Source organism: Saccharibacillus deserti (genome assembly GCF_013618475.1).
Lineage (GTDB): Bacteria > Bacillota > Bacilli > Paenibacillales > Paenibacillaceae > Saccharibacillus > Saccharibacillus deserti.
On record NZ_JABJVN010000002.1, the window covers coordinates 852078 to 871042 of the forward strand.

General features: G+C 53.9%; 20 protein-coding genes. All 20 read left to right on the forward strand.

The features are described from left to right. Positions 1-30 precede the first annotated feature (30 nt). The 20 genes from HOP44_RS09895 to proS all read left to right on the forward strand — a co-directional run bounded on the left by HOP44_RS09895 (position 31) and on the right by proS (position 18958). A complete protein-coding gene (locus tag HOP44_RS09895; RefSeq protein WP_172252841.1) occupies positions 31-1506 on the forward strand; it encodes a chemotaxis protein CheB in 1476 nt (491 codons plus the stop codon). A gap of 29 nt (positions 1507-1535) precedes the next feature. Continuing rightward, positions 1536-3620 (forward strand): chemotaxis protein CheA, encoded by a 2085-nt coding sequence (locus HOP44_RS09900; RefSeq protein WP_172252843.1) that lies wholly within the window; start codon positions 1536-1538, stop codon positions 3618-3620. 132 nt (positions 3621-3752) lie between these two features. Next, complete coding sequence (locus HOP44_RS09905) at positions 3753-4214, forward strand: chemotaxis protein CheW (RefSeq protein ID WP_172194462.1); 462 nt, start codon at positions 3753-3755, stop codon at positions 4212-4214. A 4-nt stretch (positions 4215-4218) separates the two neighbouring features. Continuing rightward, positions 4219-4845, forward strand: a complete 627-nt coding sequence (locus tag HOP44_RS09910) for a chemotaxis protein CheC (protein ID WP_172194463.1) — start codon at positions 4219-4221, stop codon at positions 4843-4845. Further along, positions 4838-5335 (forward strand): chemotaxis protein CheD, encoded by a 498-nt coding sequence (locus HOP44_RS09915; RefSeq protein WP_172252845.1) that lies wholly within the window; start codon positions 4838-4840, stop codon positions 5333-5335. The genes HOP44_RS09910 and HOP44_RS09915 overlap by 8 nt, the downstream gene beginning before the upstream one ends. A gap of 122 nt (positions 5336-5457) precedes the next feature. Further along, complete coding sequence (locus HOP44_RS09920; protein ID WP_343059829.1) at positions 5458-5799, forward strand: hypothetical protein; 342 nt, start codon at positions 5458-5460, stop codon at positions 5797-5799. 2 nt (positions 5800-5801) lie between these two features. Next, positions 5802-6590, forward strand: coding sequence for a FliA/WhiG family RNA polymerase sigma factor (locus HOP44_RS09925; RefSeq protein ID WP_172194466.1), 789 nt, complete (start codon positions 5802-5804; stop codon positions 6588-6590). 67 nt (positions 6591-6657) lie between these two features. After that, entirely contained in the window at positions 6658-8061 is a 1404-nt protein-coding gene (locus HOP44_RS09930) for a FapA family protein (RefSeq protein WP_172252849.1), read from the forward strand. A 57-nt stretch (positions 8062-8118) separates the two neighbouring features. Further along, positions 8119-8436 (forward strand): hypothetical protein, encoded by a 318-nt coding sequence (locus HOP44_RS09935; protein ID WP_172252851.1) that lies wholly within the window; start codon positions 8119-8121, stop codon positions 8434-8436. 14 nt (positions 8437-8450) lie between these two features. Continuing rightward, a complete protein-coding gene (locus HOP44_RS09940) occupies positions 8451-9032 on the forward strand; it encodes a hypothetical protein (RefSeq protein WP_172252853.1) in 582 nt (193 codons plus the stop codon). Continuing rightward, positions 9032-9916 (forward strand): endolytic transglycosylase MltG, encoded by an 885-nt coding sequence (locus HOP44_RS09945; RefSeq protein WP_172252855.1) that lies wholly within the window; start codon positions 9032-9034, stop codon positions 9914-9916. Before HOP44_RS09940 ends, HOP44_RS09945 begins: the two co-directional genes overlap by 1 nt. A gap of 263 nt (positions 9917-10179) precedes the next feature. After that, a complete protein-coding gene (gene rpsB / locus HOP44_RS09950; protein WP_141449421.1) occupies positions 10180-10878 on the forward strand; it encodes a 30S ribosomal protein S2 in 699 nt (232 codons plus the stop codon). A gap of 143 nt (positions 10879-11021) precedes the next feature. Further along, complete coding sequence (gene tsf / locus HOP44_RS09955; protein ID WP_172252857.1) at positions 11022-11669, forward strand: translation elongation factor Ts; 648 nt, start codon at positions 11022-11024, stop codon at positions 11667-11669. A 122-nt stretch (positions 11670-11791) separates the two neighbouring features. Further along, the gene (gene pyrH, locus HOP44_RS09960) at positions 11792-12520 is read left to right on the forward strand and encodes a UMP kinase (protein WP_172194472.1); all 729 of its coding nucleotides are present in this window, start codon (positions 11792-11794) and stop codon (positions 12518-12520) included. Position 12521: 1 nt separating this feature from the next. Continuing rightward, positions 12522-13076 carry a ribosome recycling factor gene (gene frr / locus HOP44_RS09965; protein WP_172252859.1) on the forward strand — a complete coding sequence of 185 codons (555 nt, stop codon included), beginning with the start codon at positions 12522-12524 and terminating at the stop codon, positions 13074-13076. Positions 13077-13158: 82 nt separating this feature from the next. Further along, entirely contained in the window at positions 13159-13935 is a 777-nt protein-coding gene (gene uppS, locus HOP44_RS09970; RefSeq protein ID WP_172252861.1) for an undecaprenyl pyrophosphate synthase, read from the forward strand. An 86-nt stretch (positions 13936-14021) separates the two neighbouring features. Continuing rightward, positions 14022-14822 carry a phosphatidate cytidylyltransferase gene (locus HOP44_RS09975; RefSeq protein ID WP_172252863.1) on the forward strand — a complete coding sequence of 267 codons (801 nt, stop codon included), beginning with the start codon at positions 14022-14024 and terminating at the stop codon, positions 14820-14822. A gap of 48 nt (positions 14823-14870) precedes the next feature. Further along, positions 14871-16010 (forward strand): 1-deoxy-D-xylulose-5-phosphate reductoisomerase, encoded by a 1140-nt coding sequence (locus HOP44_RS09980; protein ID WP_172252865.1) that lies wholly within the window; start codon positions 14871-14873, stop codon positions 16008-16010. Between the two features lie 107 nt (positions 16011-16117). Next, positions 16118-17404, forward strand: a complete 1287-nt coding sequence (gene rseP, locus HOP44_RS09985) for an RIP metalloprotease RseP (protein ID WP_172252867.1) — start codon at positions 16118-16120, stop codon at positions 17402-17404. Between the two features lie 96 nt (positions 17405-17500). Then, positions 17501-18958, forward strand: a complete 1458-nt coding sequence (gene proS, locus HOP44_RS09990) for a proline--tRNA ligase (protein WP_172252869.1) — start codon at positions 17501-17503, stop codon at positions 18956-18958. Positions 18959-18965 lie beyond the last annotated feature (7 nt).

Here is an 18965-nt window from a genome sequence, read left to right on the forward strand (position 1 = left end):
TGATTCTGGAGCAGGACAGGAGTTGAGGGAATGACGCCATATCGCGTGTTAGTGGTCGACGATTCCGCTTTTATGCGCAAGATCGTATCCGACCTGATCGAACGGGACGTATCCTTCTCTGTTGCCGGTACGGCAACGAATGGACGGGAAGCGGTCGAGAAAATCAGAAAAATCAAACCGGACATTGTCACGATGGACGTGGAAATGCCCGAGATGAACGGCTTGGAATCGCTTCGGGTCATTATGGGCGAATATCCCCTTCCGGTCATCATGCTCTCTGGAATCAACGAAGAAGGCATGAGGGAGACCATTATGGCCCTGGAGGCTGGGGCCTTCGACTTTATCCGCAAGCCTTCCGTATCCAATTCCCAGGATATCGAAGCGGTTGGAGAAGCGCTGCTGCGTCAGCTGCATGCGGCCGTACACGACTCCGCCTGGAGAAAAGACAAGCCCGCTCCTTCAAAAGCTTTAAGCGCGCTGCCCGATTCGGCAGAAGAACGGCGGGTGGAGCCCGGTATCCCATCCCCGGAAGAAAAGGCGGCGGAAACGCCGCGGCCGAAAAGCGATCCTCCGCTGACGGCAGGCCGAAGCCGCAAAGAAAGCGCGGCAGAAACCAAGGTGCCTGCCGGAAGCGTGCCGTCGCCCAAAGCGAAAACGCCTGCCGTACCTCCTTCTTCGAAGCCTCCGCGTTCGGCGGCGCCGCGCGAAGAGAAAAAAGTGGAGCGTCCGGCAGCTCCCCGGTCTTCCGCTTCGGCGGACAAGATCCAGCCTCGAGGCGATACAGCGGCTTCGTCGATCAAAAAGCCCGTACCGCCGCTTACCGGATCGAAAACGCCGCTGCCGTCGGAACGTAAAGTGCCCGACAAAACATCCGAGCGTCCGGCTTCGCCTCCGCCGGTTTCCCGTGTTTCTGCGGGTGGCGATGTGATTGACCAGATTGTGGCGGTCGGGTGCTCGACCGGTGGACCGAGAGCCCTCAAAGAACTGCTGGAAAATATTCCGGCGTCGTTCCCGGCTCCGATTGTCATCGTGCAGCATATGCCGCCGAAGTTTACCCACTCTCTCGCACAGCGTCTCAACACGCTGAGTCCGCTCGAGGTGGTCGAAGCCCAGCAGGGTATGCCGCTGCGAAAAGGAACGGCTTATATCGCTCCAGGCGGCCAGCACTTGCTTGTAAAACGTACCGGCAGCAGCCAGTATGCGATTGAGCTCTCCGACGCCCCGCCTCAGAACGGTCATCGACCTTCGGTAGGCGCCATGTTCGACTCGATTCTTCCGATCAGCGAAGTTCGCCGGCATGCGGTCATTATGACGGGGATGGGCAGCGACGGAGCCAAAGAAATGAAAAAATTGTACGACTCGGGAATTTCCACCACGATTGCAGAAAGCGAAGAGACCTGCGTGGTTTACGGGATGCCAAGATCGGCAGCCGAATTAAACTGTGTGATGCACCTGCTTCCTCTGCCGCAAATCGCAACAAAATTAAATCAGGTCGTCAAATCATAACTGCATTTTAACGGAGGAGGTGTCTCGCGATGGACATGAATCAATATCTATCCATGTTTATTGATGAGTCGAATGATCATTTGCAATCGTTAAACGAAAAAATGTTGGAACTTGAAGCAAGCCCGGAAGACATCGGGATCGTACAGGTTATTTTCCGCTCGGCGCATACGCTGAAAGGGATGGCTGCCACGATGGGATTCGAAGATCTGGCTGCGCTGACCCATCAGATGGAAAACGTGCTCGATCTGGTCCGCAACGACAAGTTGAAGATGCAAAACTTTATCTTCGATACTTTGTTTAAAAGTCTTGATGCTCTCGAAGCCATGGTTGAAGACATCACGCAGGGCGGAGAAGGCAAAGAAGACGTTACCGCCATCGTCGCTTCCCTTCAATCGATCGTGCGCGGCGAAGTACCAAGCGGCGACGGCGCGGCGTCGGCCGCAAAAGATTCGGCTTCCCAAGCGGCTGCTTCGGAAACTCCTACTTCCAAAGAACAGGTTCAGCTCGACGAATTTCAATATTCGATTCTTCAGCAGTCGCTCGCGGCAGGACATCGGGTACTCTATATCGAAGTTTCCATTCGGGAGGATTGCCAGCTGAAAGCAGCCCGCGCCTATATGGTGTTCGATCTGCTCGAACGCAGCGGCGAAGTCGTGAAATCGCATCCAACCGTCCAGGAAATCGAACAAGAGAAATTTGATCGCAGTTTCTCCCTTTATTTCATTACCGAAAAAGATCCGGAAGAACTGCGCTCGATGATTCTGAACCTGTCCGAGATCGAAGATGCCAAAATGGCTTCGATCGATTCCGACACCTTGTCCCAGTTAGCCCAGAAGCTTGAACTCGAAGAAGCTTCGGCCGCTTTGGAAACCGCGCCTTCGGAAGCGGCTCCCGTGGAGGTCGACAAAGCGCTGGTCGCCGAAAAAGACAAACCGGTTGCAACCAAAAAAGTGGTCGCCGCACCTTCGCGTACGATTCGGGTCGATATTGAACGTCTCGACGTGTTGATGAATCTGTTCAGCGAACTGCTGATCGACCGTGTACGGTTGGAACAGCTGGCTACCGAGATCAAAAGCCAGGAGCTGACCGAATCGGTCGAGCATATGGGCCGCGTAAGCAGCGATCTGCAGAATATCGTCATGAAACTTCGGATGGTGGCGATCGATACCGTCTTCAACCGCTTCCCGCGGATGGTGCGGGATTTGGCCAAATCGCTCGGCAAAAAGCTCGACTTGGTGATCACCGGCGCCGAAACGGAGCTTGACCGTACGGTTATCGACGAAATCGGCGATCCGCTTGTCCACCTGCTGCGCAACTCCGTCGATCACGGCATCGAATCGATCGCGGAACGGATCGCGGCCGGCAAACCGGAAACGGGCACCGTTCATCTGCGCGCATTCCACAGCGGCAACCACGTGTTTATCGAAATCCAAGATGACGGCAAAGGCATCGACCGCAACAAGATTCTGGCTTCCGCGATCAAAAAAGGTGTCGTAACCGAAGACGAGTCGCGGACCATGACCGACGAGCAGGTGTATCAACTGCTGTTCGCAGCAGGCTTCAGTACGGCGGAGGTTATTTCCGACATTTCGGGACGCGGCGTAGGCCTTGACGTGGTAAAATCGAAAATCGCTTCTCTGGGCGGCCATGTGGCCGTTACGTCGACGCTCGGCGAAGGAACGCTCTTCTCGGTTCAACTGCCGCTTACGCTGTCGATTATCTCCGCCATGATGATTCGTCTGGGTTCGGAGAAGTATGCAATTCCGCTGTCTTCGATCGTGGAGACGGGCATTATCCGCAAAGAACAGGTTCGAAACGTTCACGGAAGCAAATTGATTCCTTACCGCGAGGCTCATATTCCGCTCATGTCGCTGAGCCGTTTCTTCGACGCCACGGATTACAACGAGGACGACGAAGAAGAGACGGAAATCGTGGTCATCCGCAAAGGAGATCGTTTGGCTGCACTGGCTATCGATTCTTTCATTGGCCAGAACGAAATCGTCATCAAGAACCTGGGCAAATATTTGCCTCAAGTTCAGGGGATTTCCGGTGCTACCATCCTGGGCGACGGTCAAGTGGCCTTGATTCTCGATCCAAACGCGCTTATTAAATGATCGGGACCCAAAATCCTTGACCGGTTCGAATAACGCTTCGAAGCGCCGCACGGTGCCGGATGGCAGGCGAAATCGGCTGTCGGAACAAGCGGAACGGTCAAGGGCCATGGGCCCAATAAAGGGGGATTTTTTGTGGCAGAACAAATCAAGGTAATTGTGTTTGCATTGGGTAATGAAGAGTACGGTATTGACGTTGATAAAGTGCGGACGATCGAACGCATGATGCCGATCACGCGCGTACCGAAGACCTACTCGTTTATCAAGGGTGTGATCAATCTTCGCGGCGTGGTTATTCCGGTCATCGATCTCAGAGGACGCTTTAACCTCGTGGAGTCGGAATACACGGACCAGACCCGTATCATTATTGTCGCCGTCGGAGATATGGAAGTCGGCTTTATCGTGGATGCCGCAAACGACGTCGTCGATCTGGATCGAGACAATATCGATTCGCCGCCGGAAGTCGTTGGAGGAGTCAAAGCGAAATATCTGGACGGAGTAGCGAAAGTCGGCGAAGACCGCCTGCTGATCATGCTGAATCTGGCGGAAGTACTGAACCGGGGTGAAGTGGCGCACCTCGAGCAGTTAGAGGACTAGAAGCATGGAGATTTATTCGAAACTCGAAGGCTTCAAACTCGACGTACTAAAAGAAGTAGGGAATATCGGGGCCGGCCACGCGGCCACGGCGCTGTCGCAGCTTTTGAACAAGCCGATCGACATGGCGGTACCCAAAGTACAGCTTCTGCCTTTCGAAGACATTGCGGAGAAAGTGGGCGGCGCCGAAAAAATCGTGCTGACCGTCTTTTTCCGGGTCGAAGGCGATGCTCCGGGCAACCTGTTCTACATCATGGCGCCCGAAGCCGGCAAATCGCTGCTGCGGCGTCTGGCCGCTTTCGAAACGAGTGAAGGACTGGAATTGACCGAAATGGAACAATCCGCGCTGGGCGAAATCGGCAATATTCTGGCCGGTTCTTATCTGTCTTCGCTTGCTGATTTCACCAATTTAGCCATGTCTCCTACCGTACCGGCGCTCGCGCTGGACATGGCGGGAGCCATTCTCAGCTACGGCATGATCCAGTTCGGCGAAATGGGCGATGCCGCGTTATTGATCGATACCACGTTTGTGCAGGGCAACGATGAGGTCGAGGGTCAGTTTTTCCTCATTCCGGATCCGGAATCGTTTAACAAAATCTTCACAGCGCTTGGAGTTCCGTTCGACAATGACTGACGGACAGAATCTTGTAAAAGTGGGCATGGCCGATCTGAACGTAGTGGGGAATTCCGGAATTCTTCGTACCACGGGACTTGGTTCCTGTGTCGGATTGACGCTGTATGATCCGCAGACCAAAGTGGCAGGCATGGCTCACGTGATGCTGCCTTCATCGGACATTGCCCGCGAAAACCAGATTAATATCGCCAAGTATGCGGATACGGCTCTGCCGGTTCTCGCTGACAAACTGGTTAATATGGGCGCGTCCAAGCGGCGGCTCATCGCCAAAATGGCTGGCGGTGCGCAGATGTTTGCGTTCGCAGGCAGTGGCGACACAATGCGTATCGGACCCCGTAACGTGGAATCCTGCAAGGAAATGCTGAAGAAATTGGGCATTCCCCTGCATGCGGAAGACACGGGTGCCAATTACGGCCGAACGATCGAGATTAGTTCGGAAAACGGAATTTTAACCATACGCAGCGTTCAAAAAGGGGTAAAGGAATTGTAGAGATGAAGGGAACCATACGAGTAAATCTGATATTCGCTTTAATCGGATTCGTCATTACTTTTTTGTTTGCGATCCGAAATAACCTCCCCATTACAAGCTTGACCCGGGGAGGGATTGGGGCGTTGGTCTGGTTTCTTTTGGCCTTCCTTTTTCGCATCGTGCTTGGAGCACTCGAGCCGCTGCCCAAAGAAAAGACCGGCAGCGGCTCTTTGGCGGCAGACCCGGTAACGGGAGAAGAGATGCGGGGGGCCCGGCTGGATCTGGTAACGCCGGATGAAAGCGACGAATTGAACGATTTGTTGAGACCGGATGCGGATAAGACTCGTGCAGCCGGAGAACAAAGAGGACAAGTGAACGATTTTCAGCCGCTGAACCCGCCCAAATTGGTATCCACACAGGATAAAGATCCCGAAGAACTGGCGAAAGCCGTACGTCATCTCACGGAAGATGAAGGAGGGAGATAGCAATGGATGAACGCAAATCCGGTCAGTTGAATCACCTGGATTTATGGATAAGCTGGAAAGAGCACAATGACGTCGAAGCCAAGAAGAAACTGATCGAGAATCACTTGTCCATTGTCGATTACGTCTCTTCGCGGCTTGCGGTGGGACTTCCGAAAAACGTTTCCAAGGACGATTTGGCAAGCAACGGAGTCATGGGGCTGATCGACGCAATCGAAAAGTTCGACTACAAGCGTGGACTGCAGTTTGAAACCTACGCTTCCTGGCGCGTAAGAGGAGCCATTCTTGACGGACTGCGTCAAGGCGACTGGGTACCTCGTTCCGTACGCGAAAAAGCGAAAAAAATCGAGGAAGCTTACCAAAAACTCGAGCAGGAAAATATGCGCGGCGCTTCCGACCAGGAAATGAGCGAATTTTTGGGCATATCCGAAAAAGAATTCCAGCAGATGCTGCAGGACGTTTCGGTCATGTCGCTCGTTTCGCTTGAAGATCCGATCCGCGAAGAAGAATCGGAAACGCGGATCTCTGTCCTGGTTGACGAGAAGGCCAAGAATCCCGATCACAAAGTCAATGAGTTTTACCTCAAAGAAGCTTTGGCCAAAGGAATCGAGAAACTGACCGAAAAAGAACGGATTGTCATTTCGCTGCTTTATTTCGAAGATCTGTCGCTCAGCGAAATTGCCGAGGTCATGTCGCTGTCGCCTTCAAGAATCTCGCAGCTGCATTCCAAAGCGATTCTGCGACTGCGCGGAACGCTGGATAAACAAAAAAGCCTGCTGATGCAGGATCGTTAACATCGGATAGCAAGCGGCCGGGGGGCTACTGGCCAGCGATAAGCAAAGTTGAAAAGAGGGGTTGTCCGTGGTTGAGCGTCTGGCTTTGGATCGGCATCTTGCCATTGTATTAGAACCGTCCAAAATGTCGGCCCGTCTGCGTTTTACAAAGGCGGAAGAAGACTTTGCTTGTACGGAAGAAAGTTTGAGACATTTTCTGCACGACCAAAACGTGCGTCACGGTCTGCTGGACGAGGCGATCAGAAGTTTCGTTGCGTCGCCGGAAAACTACTTTTTTGACGAAATCGAAATTGCCAGAGGGACCTCTCCGATAGACGGAGTGGACGGCACGATCGAATTCATGTTCGACAAAGAAGAAGAAGCGAGACCGATGGAACGCGAAGACGGCCGGGTCGATTACAAAGAACTCATCCGTCTTAAGAATGTCGGCAAAGGCCAGCTTCTCGCCCGCCGTCATCCGACTCGTCCGGGTACGCCGGGCACTGCGGTAACGGGCGAAGAAGTCCCGTTCAAGCCCGGCAAGGAAGCAAGATTCAAAGTCGGAAAAAACGTGGTGACGGATGAAAAGCAAACTTCGATGTACGCAACGATCGAAGGAATGGTCAGCCAAACCGACAATGGCAAAATCAATGTATTCACGGTGTACGAAGTGCACGGGGACGTGGATTACAGCAGCGGCAACATCGATTTCGTGGGAACCGTCGTTATTCGCGGAAGCGTTCTGCCAGGATTCCGCGTCAAAGCGGCAGGAGACATTCGCGTTCAGGGCGGTGTTGAAGGCGCGGAATTGTTTGCGGACGGATCCATAGAGATTACGGGCGGCGTGATCGGCTACCATAAAGGGATCGTCAAGGCCGGAATGAATATCAAAAGCTCCTTTATCCAAGATGGCAATGTGGAAGCCGGTGAAGATATCATCGTTTCGCAAAGCATCATGCATTCCGAGATCAGAGCCGGGAAAAATGTCGTCTGCAGCGGAAGCAAAGGATTGATCGTGGGCGGTCATATACAAGCCGGCGAGACAGTAACGGCGCGCACCGTGGGCAATACGATGGCTACGGCCACCGCAATCGAAGTAGGCGTTCTGCCGAATCTTCGCAACGAATTGGCGGACCTACATAAACGACTGCGGGAAACCGCCGAAAACATGCAAAAAACGACGCAGGCTCTGGGATTGCTGGATCAAATGGCGCATGCCGGAACGCTGAACGCGGATAAATTGGCACTTCGTGCCAAATTGAACGTGACAAAGCGCCAGCAGGAGCAGGAACGCGCCTATGCAAAAGAGCGTATTTTCGAGATCGAACATATTTTGGAAGATACCGGCCGCGCGCGCGTTGTCGTGAACGATACCATTTACGGCGGCGCCAAGGTCGTAATCGGCCGTTACACCAAGTTTGTGAAAGAAACGACACATCGCGTGTCTTTTCAATATTTGGAAGGCGACATCGTGATGTCCGTCAATCACTGATCGGTCGGTAGGAGTACCGAAGATTCGATAAGAATACAGGAATAGGGGTGTTCGATCATGAAGGCGATAGAGGTCCAGTTGGCGGTTCATCGAGCTCCCGAGACAAGCCGGATGCAGCAGGATCAGCTGCAGCGTCCCTTGACCGATCAAGCTCTGCTTGCCGGACAAACGAACACCCAGCTTGAAAGGGCCCGTCATCGCAGTGCGCCCACCACCGAAGCATCGGACGCGGGAATTCGCAAAGAGAGCGGCGGGCAGGAAGGGGATCCTTCCCAGCGAAACACAGCCGGCGAGTCGGAAGAACAGGAAGCGGCCGTCGCCAAAATCGCCGCTCCCCATCCTTTTAAAGGAAAACATCTTGACTTGTCGTTGTAAGAAAGGAAACTGAGATGAACGATGCCTGGCTTTACGTAGTTCTGCTCGGCGCGGCGGCGGTTGTGTATGCTTTTCTTATTCCGAAAGGAAAGACGGGCCAAAAAGCCACCGGCAGCGACCGAGTTGTACGCGAAGTGGAGAAGACCCTCGAACAGTACATGGCCGAGATGGAAAAAGAAAACGACGACCTCGTCAACCTGCTGGTGCAGATCCGACAAGAGACGGGTGCCAAACAATCTTCGCTTCAGGAACAGCTGGCGGAAATGCGAAGCCGGCTCGCTGAAATGGAGCGTACCTCGGGGAAGCATGAAGCGAGAATCGAACAGTTGGCGTCTGCGGAAATGTCGGCTGTGGATACAAGAGCCATGCAGGAAGCGGCAAGGCAGCTGCGTAACGAATTGATCGAGAGCGCTGCCCCCCAGCAAATCCAAGTGGAAACGGAGCCGGAACCGGAAGATTCCGTCCGTCTCCGTTATCCTCAGCTTTTCGAACTGCACGATCAGGGAAAGTCCATTGATGCCATTGCCAAGGCTATCGGTCTTCAACGAGGCGAAATCCAACTGATTTTGCGTTTGGCGAAAAGGGAGGAAACGTAGTGTTCAAAAATCGCTCTTTTATGCTGGGACTCGGAATCGGAATTATGGCAGGGGCACTGCTGCTCCAGTTGATGCTGCTTGCGCAAAGCGGGCGTGAGGCGGGACCTTCGGCTGCCGTCGATACGCCAAATACCCGGACGGAGCAGCAGGCCGCAGCCGGCATTGCAGAAGAACCGGCTGCAGAACCATCCGAAGCACCGAGCGCTTCCAAAAGCGAAACACCGGAAAAATCCGCATCGCCAGACTCCGCGCCGACAACCTCCGCTGGTGCAGAGTCCGCACCGGCCGAAGACAAACCGGCGGAATCCAAGCCTGCGGCAGCCGCACCGGCAGGCACGGCGGGCAAGCCGGATACCGCTGCGGGTGACACGGGCAAGGCGGAAGCATCCAAGCCGGTAGAAGCGGCTGCACCGGCCAAAGCTCCAACGGAGCCTGTCTCCACGCCTGCCGAAAAGCCGGAGGCCGGAAAAAAACCTTCCGTATCCGAACCGACAGCGCAGGAGACGGTGAAGCCTTCCGCGCCGCAGGCTGCGGCTTCGACGAAGCCTGCGGCTCCCCAGAAACCGGACAAGGCCGCTTCTTCGGAGCAGGCTCAGGCGCCCCAAGCTCCGGAAGAGCCGAAAGCGGCGGGCGAAGTAAAGCCCCAGCAGTCGGAAGCCGCCGCTTCGTCGCGGGTGACGTTCGAGATCGAAAGCGGGATGAATCTTCAATCCGTGTCGCGGGCACTCGAGCAGGCCGGCATTGTCGACGACGCCGCGACTTTCCAGCGGCAGGCTGCGGAAGCCGGTGCAACGGCCAAACTTCAAGTCGGCAATTACTCGTTTAAACCGGGAGACTCGTATACGGAAATCATACGCGAGATCTCGACCCCCAAAAAAGAATAGCAAGCGATACCGGGCTGCGGATTCCTATCGGAATTTGCGGCCTTTTGCAATGTGCTTTTTCGGTAGATCCGAACCTAAACCGAATCAAAATAATGCCTAACAGGGATTGCACAGTCTCGCGGCATGTGTTAAACTAGAAAACGGTGTTAAAACACACGCTGATTGATTCTGCGGAAGGTGCTTCGCCCGGGGCGGAGTCTCTACAGGAAATGATTTCGGCGGAGGTACATCAAAAAACCAAACCCATAGGAGGTGTATGGAGAATGGCAGTTATCTCCATGAAACAGCTTCTCGAAGCTGGCGTACACTTCGGTCACCAAACTCGTCGTTGGAACCCGAAGATGGATCGTTACATTTTTACCGAAAGAAACGGAATCTACATCATCGACCTGCAAAAGACAGTCAAGAAAGTTGACGAAGCTTATAACTTCGTAAAAAGCCTGGCTGGCGAAGGCGGTACCCTGTTGTTCGTAGGTACCAAAAAACAAGCTCAAGATTCCGTGAGAGACGAAGCGGAACGCTGCGGCATGTACTTCATCAACCAACGTTGGCTCGGCGGCACGCTGACCAACTTCCAAACGATCCAAAAACGGATCGATCGTCTGAAAAAGCTCGAAGCTTGGGAAGAAGACGGCACGTTCGAAGTTCTGCCTAAGAAAGAAGTTATCCTGCTCCGCAAAGAGAAGGATCGCCTCGAAAAATTCCTCGGCGGCATCAAGAACATGAAGAAACTGCCTAGCGCACTCTTCATCATCGATCCACGTAAAGAGCGTATCGCTGTTGCCGAAGCTCGCAAGCTGAACATTCCGATCGTAGGTATCGTAGATACAAACTGCGATCCGGACGAAATCGACTACGTTATCCCAGGCAACGACGACGCGATCCGCGCCGTTAAACTGCTGACAGGTAAAATGGCCGACGCGATCATCGAAGGCAACCAAGGCGAACAAACAACTGCATAAGTCAGGCTGTACCGGAATCGGTACGTAATGCCCGACGATAGCAGAGTTAATAAAAGAGGGTGGTTGGTGGTGAATAGCCTCTTAACCGCCCTTTTTTTAGGAGTAAATCCCGAAACCAAATACTTAACTGGAGGTCATCAACAATGGCAGTAAACGCGAGCGCAGTAAAAGAACTTCGTGAAAGAACGGGCGCAGGTATGCTCGATTGCAAAAAAGCACTGGAAGAAACCAACGGCGATATCGACAAAGCCGTAGACGTACTCCGCGAAAAAGGCTTGTCCGCAGCAGCGAACAAAGCCGGTCGTACCGCTACCGAAGGTACGGTTGAGTCTTACATCCACGCTGGCGGACGCATCGGCGTTCTGGTGGAAATCAACTGCGAAACAGACTTCGTCGGCAAAACCGACCAATTCAAAAGCTTCGCGCGCGACATCGCGATGCATATCGCTGCCGCAAACCCGCTCTACGTTCGCCGCGAAGAAGTACCGGCTGACGCGATTGAAAAAGAAAAAGAAATCCTGAAAGCCCAAGCCCTCAACGAAGGCAAACCGGAAAAAATCGTTGAGAAAATGGTTGAAGGCCGCATCAATAAGTACTATGAAGAGTACTGCCTATTGGAGCAATCTTTCGTTAAAGACCCGGACAAAACCATTTCGCAGTTGCTGAACGAAAAAGTCAGCACAATCGGCGAAAACATCTCGATCCGTCGTTTTGCTCGTTTTGAGCTGGGCGAAGGCCTGGAGAAAAAAGTCGATAACTTCGTAGAAGAAGTTATGGCTCAAGTTAAGTAATTCGGCCAAGCCATTAAAGAATAATCACAGCTTCTGTGTATGGGGGGAACACTTGGTGTTCCTTCTTTTTTAAGCAGGGTTCCCGCCCGTACGCAGGCAGTGGAAAAAAGCGGAGGGTATAATTGATGCAGCCTGCATTTAAGCGAGTGGTACTCAAAGTCAGCGGCGAGTCGCTTGCGGGACAGAACGGATACGGAATCGACGGATTGACGATTGCGGATATTGCCGAACAAATCAAAGAAGTCGTGGAACTTGGTGTCGAAGTTGCCGTCGTCTGCGGCGGCGGCAACATCTGGCGGGGAATCGCCGGCAGTGCGAGCGGGATTGACCGTTCGACCGCGGATTATATGGGGATGCTTGCCACCGTGATGAACTCGTTGGCGCTTCAAGATGCACTGGAATCGATCAATGTGCCGACTCGCGTGCAGACGTCGATCGCCATGCAGCAGATCGCTGAACCGTACATTCGCCGCAGAGCCATCCGCCACCTGGAAAAAGGCCGCGTCGTGATCTTTGCAGCAGGTACGGGCAACCCGTTCTTCTCGACCGATACGACCGCCGCGCTGCGCGCCGCGGAAATCGAAGCGGAAGTGATTTTGATGGCGAAGAACAAAGTGGACGGCGTCTATTCGGCCGATCCGTTCCTCGACAGCACCGCCGAGAAGTTCGAACAGCTGACCTATATGGAAGTGCTGAACCTTAACCTGGGCGTCATGGACTCTACCGCTTCTTCCTTGTGCATGGACAACAATATTCCGCTGATCGTATTTGCCATTACCGAAAAGGGTAATATCAAAAGAGTCGTTCTCGGTGAAAAAATCGGAACGATCGTCAAAGGGAGTGTAGATTAAAATGCCACAAAACGTGAAGAAAAATGCGGAAGAACGGATGGGCAAAGCGATTCAGGCGCTTCAACGTGACCTGAGTACGCTGCGCGCGGGACGTGCGGTACCCGCTCTGCTCGATCGGATTCAGGTCGAATATTATGGAGCTCCCACTCCGCTGAGCCAGCTGGCGAACATCAATACGCCGGATTCGCGCACTCTGATGATTCAGCCTTGGGACAAATCTTCGCTGGGCGAAATCGAACGCGCTATTCAAAAGTCCGACCTCGGTTTGACTCCGGGCAACGACGGTAACGCGATTCGCCTGAGCATTCCGCCTCTGACCGAAGAGCGCCGCGGCGAACTCGTCAAATTGACGAAAAAGTTCGGCGAAGAAGGCAAAGTGGCTGTCCGCAATATCCGCCGCGATGCCAACGACGATATCAAGAAGATGGAAAAAGGCGAAATCTCCGAAGATGAATCCCGTGGCCATCAAGAAGACATCCAGAAGCTTACGGATAAATATATCGCGGAAGTCGATAAAGTGATCGCTGCAAAAGAAAAAGAAATTATGGAAGTTTAAGACCCCGCGACCCCTCCGTTCCAGGTGGGGTTGTGTCTTTTTCAAGGACATGCGCGGGAGCTGAAGGCATGGGGGAGAAAACATGATAAATCGGTTTCGCTCGTGGATCGGTTCCAAAAAGCGCGAAGAAGTTTCGGGACCGGCCGAACCGTCGGCGGAGAACGTGCCGCAGCATATTGCCATCATCATGGACGGCAACGGCCGATGGGCCAAGAAGCTCGGCATGCCGCGGATCGTGGGCCACCAGAGCGGGATGAAGGCGGTCAAACGCGCCACGATCGCCGCGGATGAACTGGGTGTTCGCTATCTGACGCTGTATGCTTTTTCTACGGAAAATTGGAGCAGACCCAAAGAGGAAGTAGACTTTTTGATGCGGCTGCCGCAGGAATTTTTGGCGCTTGAACTTTCGGAATTGATCGAAAAGAATGTACAGGTACGCATGATGGGCAATATGGAAAATCTGCCCGAACATACACTGAAAGCGATGCGGGAAGCGATCCGGCTCACACAAAGCAACACGGGCCTGGTATTGAATTTCGCCCTCAATTACGGAGCAAGGCGTGAATTGGTTGAAGGAATCCGGGAGATTGCCCGTCAGGTCGAGACCGGTCGGATTCGTCCGGAAGATATCGATCAGGATATGATTTCGGTCCATCTTCAAAGCGTCGATATGCCCGACCCCGATCTGTTGATCCGCACGAGCGGCGAACTGCGCATCAGCAACTTTATGCTGTGGCAGATTGCCTATAGTGAACTCTGGTTCACGAACGCCTATTGGCCGGAATTCGGCAGAGAACATCTTAGAGAAGCAGTGGCCGAATACCAGCGTCGCACGCGCAGGTACGGCGGTTTAAAATAACCGCCTGGCACTTGAAGGCATCGAAAATCAAGTGAGCAGGTACGGCGGTTCGAAATAGCGGCGTCGCCCGGACGGAGGATGAAACGGTGAAACAGCGAATTATAACCGGCGTAGTAGCCGGCGTGTTGTTTTTGGGATTATGCGTGGTGGGGGGGATCTGGTACCCTGCGCTGATCATGCTGATGGCGCTTGTCGGTTATTACGAGTTTGCCAAAATGAGCACAGGGGCCCCGTTTCGCGCGGAAGCCTGGATCGGTTATGCGGGAGTGGCCTATTTAACTTTTCCTTGGCATATATGGAACCTTGAGTTTCCGATTCCTCCGATGCACGCGGCCTGGCTGCTTCTGCTTCTGCTGCTTACGGCGACGGTGCTCACCAAAAACGAAATCAATATCAAGCAGGCATCGCTGCTGTTTTTAGGTGCGGCTTATGTCGGCTTGGGTTTTTATTATATTGCCATCTCAAGGGAAACGCCGGACGGACAAGGATTGTTTTGGACGTTCCTGCTGCTGCTCAGCATTTGGGGAAGCGACGCGGGAGCGTACTTTACCGGGAAAGCTTTCGGCAAAAACAAGCTGTGGCCGGCAATCAGTCCGAACAAAACGATCGAAGGCGCCGTGGGCGGGATTTTGATTGCTGTGCTTATTGCGCTGGGCTTTTCGTTTGCCGCTCCGGAACTGGTCAATCCGCTTCAAGCCATGTTGATCGGATTTGCCGCTTCGGTAGTCGGGCAGATGGGGGATTTGATCCAGTCGGCCTACAAGCGGATCTACGGAATCAAGGATTCCGGCAGCATTCTTCCGGGACATGGCGGGATTCTAGACCGGTGCGACAGTTGGCTGGCCGTGTTTCCTTTTGTACATATCCTGTTTTTGCTTCCTTACTAGTGAGCCGGACAGAGATTGCGCAGCGATACGGAAAGGGGCACACCCATAATGACAAAAAAAATTGCGCTGCTCGGTTCGACCGGTTCGATCGGAACCCAGACCCTGCAGGTGGTTTCGGAGCATCCGGAACGATTTGAAGTCGAAGCTCTGGCGGCAGGCGGGAATATCGAGCTGCTGCTGGAACAGATTCATTTATTTAAGCCGTCCAAAGTATCGGTAGCTACCCGGGAAGCGGCGGAAAAGCTCAAAGGGCAGGTTCCGGGTGGAACATCCGTCTATTTCGGTGAAGAAGGGTTGATCGAGATTGCGGCCGGCACCGATGCGGACACCGTCGTGACGGCAGTGACCGGAAGCATGGGGCTTCCGGCGACGCTTGCCGCGATCGACGAAGGCAAGACGATCGCTTTGGCAAACAAGGAGACGCTTGTGACGGCCGGCCATCTGGTCATGCGCCGCGCCGCGGAAAAAGGCGTATCGATTCTTCCGGTGGACAGCGAACATTCGGCGATCTTTCAGTGCCTGAACGGCGAACCGCGCGATCGGCTTCTCGGGATCACGCTCACCGCTTCGGGAGGCTCGTTCCGGCATTTGAGCCGGGATGACTTGGCCAACGTTACGGTGGAAGATGCGCTCAAGCATCCCAACTGGTCGATGGGGGCCAAGATCACCATTGACTCGGCGACCATGGTCAACAAAGGACTGGAAGTCATCGAGGCCCATTGGTTGTTTGGTTTGTCCTACGATGAGATCGGCGTCCTGCTGCATCCCGAAAGTATTATTCATTCGTTTGTAGAGTTCGAGGATACAAGCATCATCGCTCAACTCGGCAATCCCGATATGCGGGTTCCGATCCAATATGCGCTGACTTATCCCGATCGTATTCCGCTCAAGACCAAACGGTTGTCGCTGGCCGAGATCGGAAAATTGAATTTCCGGGAAATGGATTTCGGGCGCTTCCCTTGTTTAAGGATGGCTTACGAATGTGGTAGAATGGGAGGAACCGCTCCGACCGTATTCAATGCCGCGAACGAAGTGGCGGTCGCACGCTTTTTGCGCGGGGAAATTTCGTTCCTGCAGATTGAAGACACGCTCGAGAAAGTCGTTCAACGGCACGAATCGGATCCGGATCCGGATCTTTCGATCATTCGCGAAGCCGATACATGGGCGCGGCGGATCGCTGCCGAATAATCGGCAATCCGGAGTCTGACAAACCGAATACGGCTTCTCTATTTTGCCGTCCGGAAGTAAAGCCTTAACGGATTCGGGCTACACGAACAGGGAGGATCAGACCAGACATGATGACACTTCAGATCGTTGTGCTTACCGTAATGATGTTTTTCATCGTCGTTACGGTGCACGAATGGGGACATTACTTTTTTGCCAAGCGCGCGGGAATTCTCGTCCGCGAGTTTGCGATCGGCTTCGGTCCCAAGCTGTTTTCTTATAAACGAGACGAAACGGTCTTCACCCTGCGTCTGCTGCCGCTCGGCGGCTATGCGAGGATGGCCGGAGACGATCCGGAACTCGATCCGATCCAGCCGGGGCAGACTATTGCCGTGCGGCTGTCGGACGAAGGACTCGTCAAAAAAATTTATCTTGACCGTCTCGATACCCGGCGGAATGTAGTGATCGGCGAGATCGAGTGGATGGACATCGAAGAGCGGATGCAAATCCGGTTGAATGTCGACGGGGAGACGCAGCATCTCGAAGTGGATCGCAAAGCGGACATCGTGACGCGCGGACAAGAGCTCCAGGTTGCGCCAAAAGATCGCCAATTCCGCAGCAAAAGCGTTGGTAAAAGAGCGCTGGCGATTTTTGCCGGACCGATGATGAACTTCGTTTTGGCCTTCGTCCTGTTCCTGATTTATGTTCAGGTCGCGGGAGTACCGGACGAAAATGCAACAGGTGTCAAAGTTTCGAGCGTGGTCGCGGGTACGCCTGCAGCTGCTGCGGGACTTCAAGAAGGCGATATTGTGCAGTCGATCGACGGACAGCCGGTTGACGGCGACTTGTCCAAAGTCACGACGCTGATCAACGCTTCGGGCGGTCAAGAAGTCCAAATGTCGGTTGAACGCGGCGGAGAAGCCGTACAGATTCCGGTTACCCCGAAAAAGGTGACGGCGGAAGACGGACGCGAAGTGCTTCAGGTCGGTATTGCGCTGGGGCAGCTCAAACGTACGGCTTCCTTTACGGAAACGTTCCAGTTTGCGGGCGAGTCTTTCCAGAAAGGCAGCACGGCCATTCTGGATGCGCTTCGCCGCCTGGTATTTGAACGTTTCGATATCAATCAGCTGGCCGGCCCTGTGGGTACGCTTCAGGCAACCGGACAGATCGCCAGCCAGGGGATCGACCAGATGATTCTGTGGACGGCTCTTGTCAGTATCAACCTTGGTATTTTCAATCTGCTGCCGATTCCGATGCTCGACGGCAGCCGCCTGATCTTCCTTGCGATCGAAGCGATACGCAGAAGACCGATCGATCCGAACAAAGAAGGCATCGTTCACTTCGTCGGCTTCGCGCTTATCTTCCTGCTGATGATCGCAGTGACCTACAACGACATTTTGCGCATTATCAACGGATAATTTTGTGAGACCCCAAATAAGTAAGCAAGGGTTAAGAACCGGCCCTGCCGCCCTGGAGCGGCAGAAGCGGTTCGCTTGATAAACGGAGGGAAACCCATGGCAAGCGACAAACAGGATAAGCAGTTCGTTACCGAAATCACACCGCAGAGCGAAGATTTTTCGCGCTGGTATATCGATGTCATCAAAAAAGCCGAACTGATGGATTATGCGCCGGTTCGCGGCTGTATCGTATTCCGTCCGGACGGTTATGCGATCTGGGAACATATTCAGCAGGAAATGGACCGTCGATTCAAAGAAACGGGCCATCGCAACGCCTACTTCCCTATGCTGATTCCCGAAAGCTTTTTCCAAAAAGAAAAAGAACATATCGAAGGATTCAACCCGGAGCTGCCGTTCGTTACGGAAGCCGGCGGCGATATTCTGGAAGAGCGTCTGGCGGTACGTCCGACTTCGGAAACGATGTTCGGTCATATGTACTCCAAGTGGATCAAGTCGTATCGCGACCTTCCGGTACTGATCAATCAATGGGCCAATGTCATGCGCTGGGAAAAGCGGACGATGCCGTTCCTTCGTACCAGCGAATTCCTGTGGCAGGAAGGCCATACGGCGCACGAAGGCGAGAAGGACGCACGCGAAGAAACGATGCGCATGCTTGAACTGTACCGCGACTTCGCCGAAGATTATTTGGCACTGCCGGTAATCATGGGCCAGAAGACGCCTTCCGAGAAATTCGCGGGCGCCGTGGACACGTTCTCGATCGAAGCGATGATGAAAGACGGCAAAGCGGTTCAAGCCGGAACCTCCCATTATATGGGAACTAACTTTGCCAAAGCTTTCGAGATTCAGTATCTGAACCGGGATAACGAACTTGAATTGGCGCATACCACTTCCTGGGGAACCAGTACCCGGCTGATCGGCTCGCTTATTATGGCGCACGGCGACGACCGCGGGCTTGTTCTTCCTCCAAAAGTGGCGCCGACACAGGTCATTCTGATTCCGATCGGGCCTCCAAAAATGCGCGACATGGTCATCGAGCGTGCGGACGCTTTGTTTGCGGAGCTTAAGGCTGCCGGTATCCGGGTGAGTATGGATGACCGCGCCGATGTGCGTCCGGGCTGGAAGTTTAACGAATACGAGATGCGCGGCGTACCGGTGCGGATCGAGATCGGACCGCGCGATATCGAAAACGGCGTCTGCCTGCTGGCTTCGCGCCTGGGCGGCGACAAACTGACGGTTCAGCTGGACAACGTGGTTGCCGAAGTTCAGCAGCTGCTGGAAGACATTCAAAAAGGAATGTTCCAGCGCGCGCTCGAGTTCCGCAGCGAACATTTCCATTCCGTGGACAACCTGGACGAAATGCGTACGCAGATGGAAGCGAAACGCGGATTCTTCCTCGCCGGCTGGTGCGGAAGCGAAGCCTGCGAAGAAACGGTGCGTGCCGAAACGGGCGCGACAAGCCGCAACATTCCGTTTGATCCCCAAGAACGCAAATCGGCCTGCGTGGCCTGCGGAGAAGCGGCCAAACACACGGTCGTATTCGCCAAAGCCTATTGATCCGAAT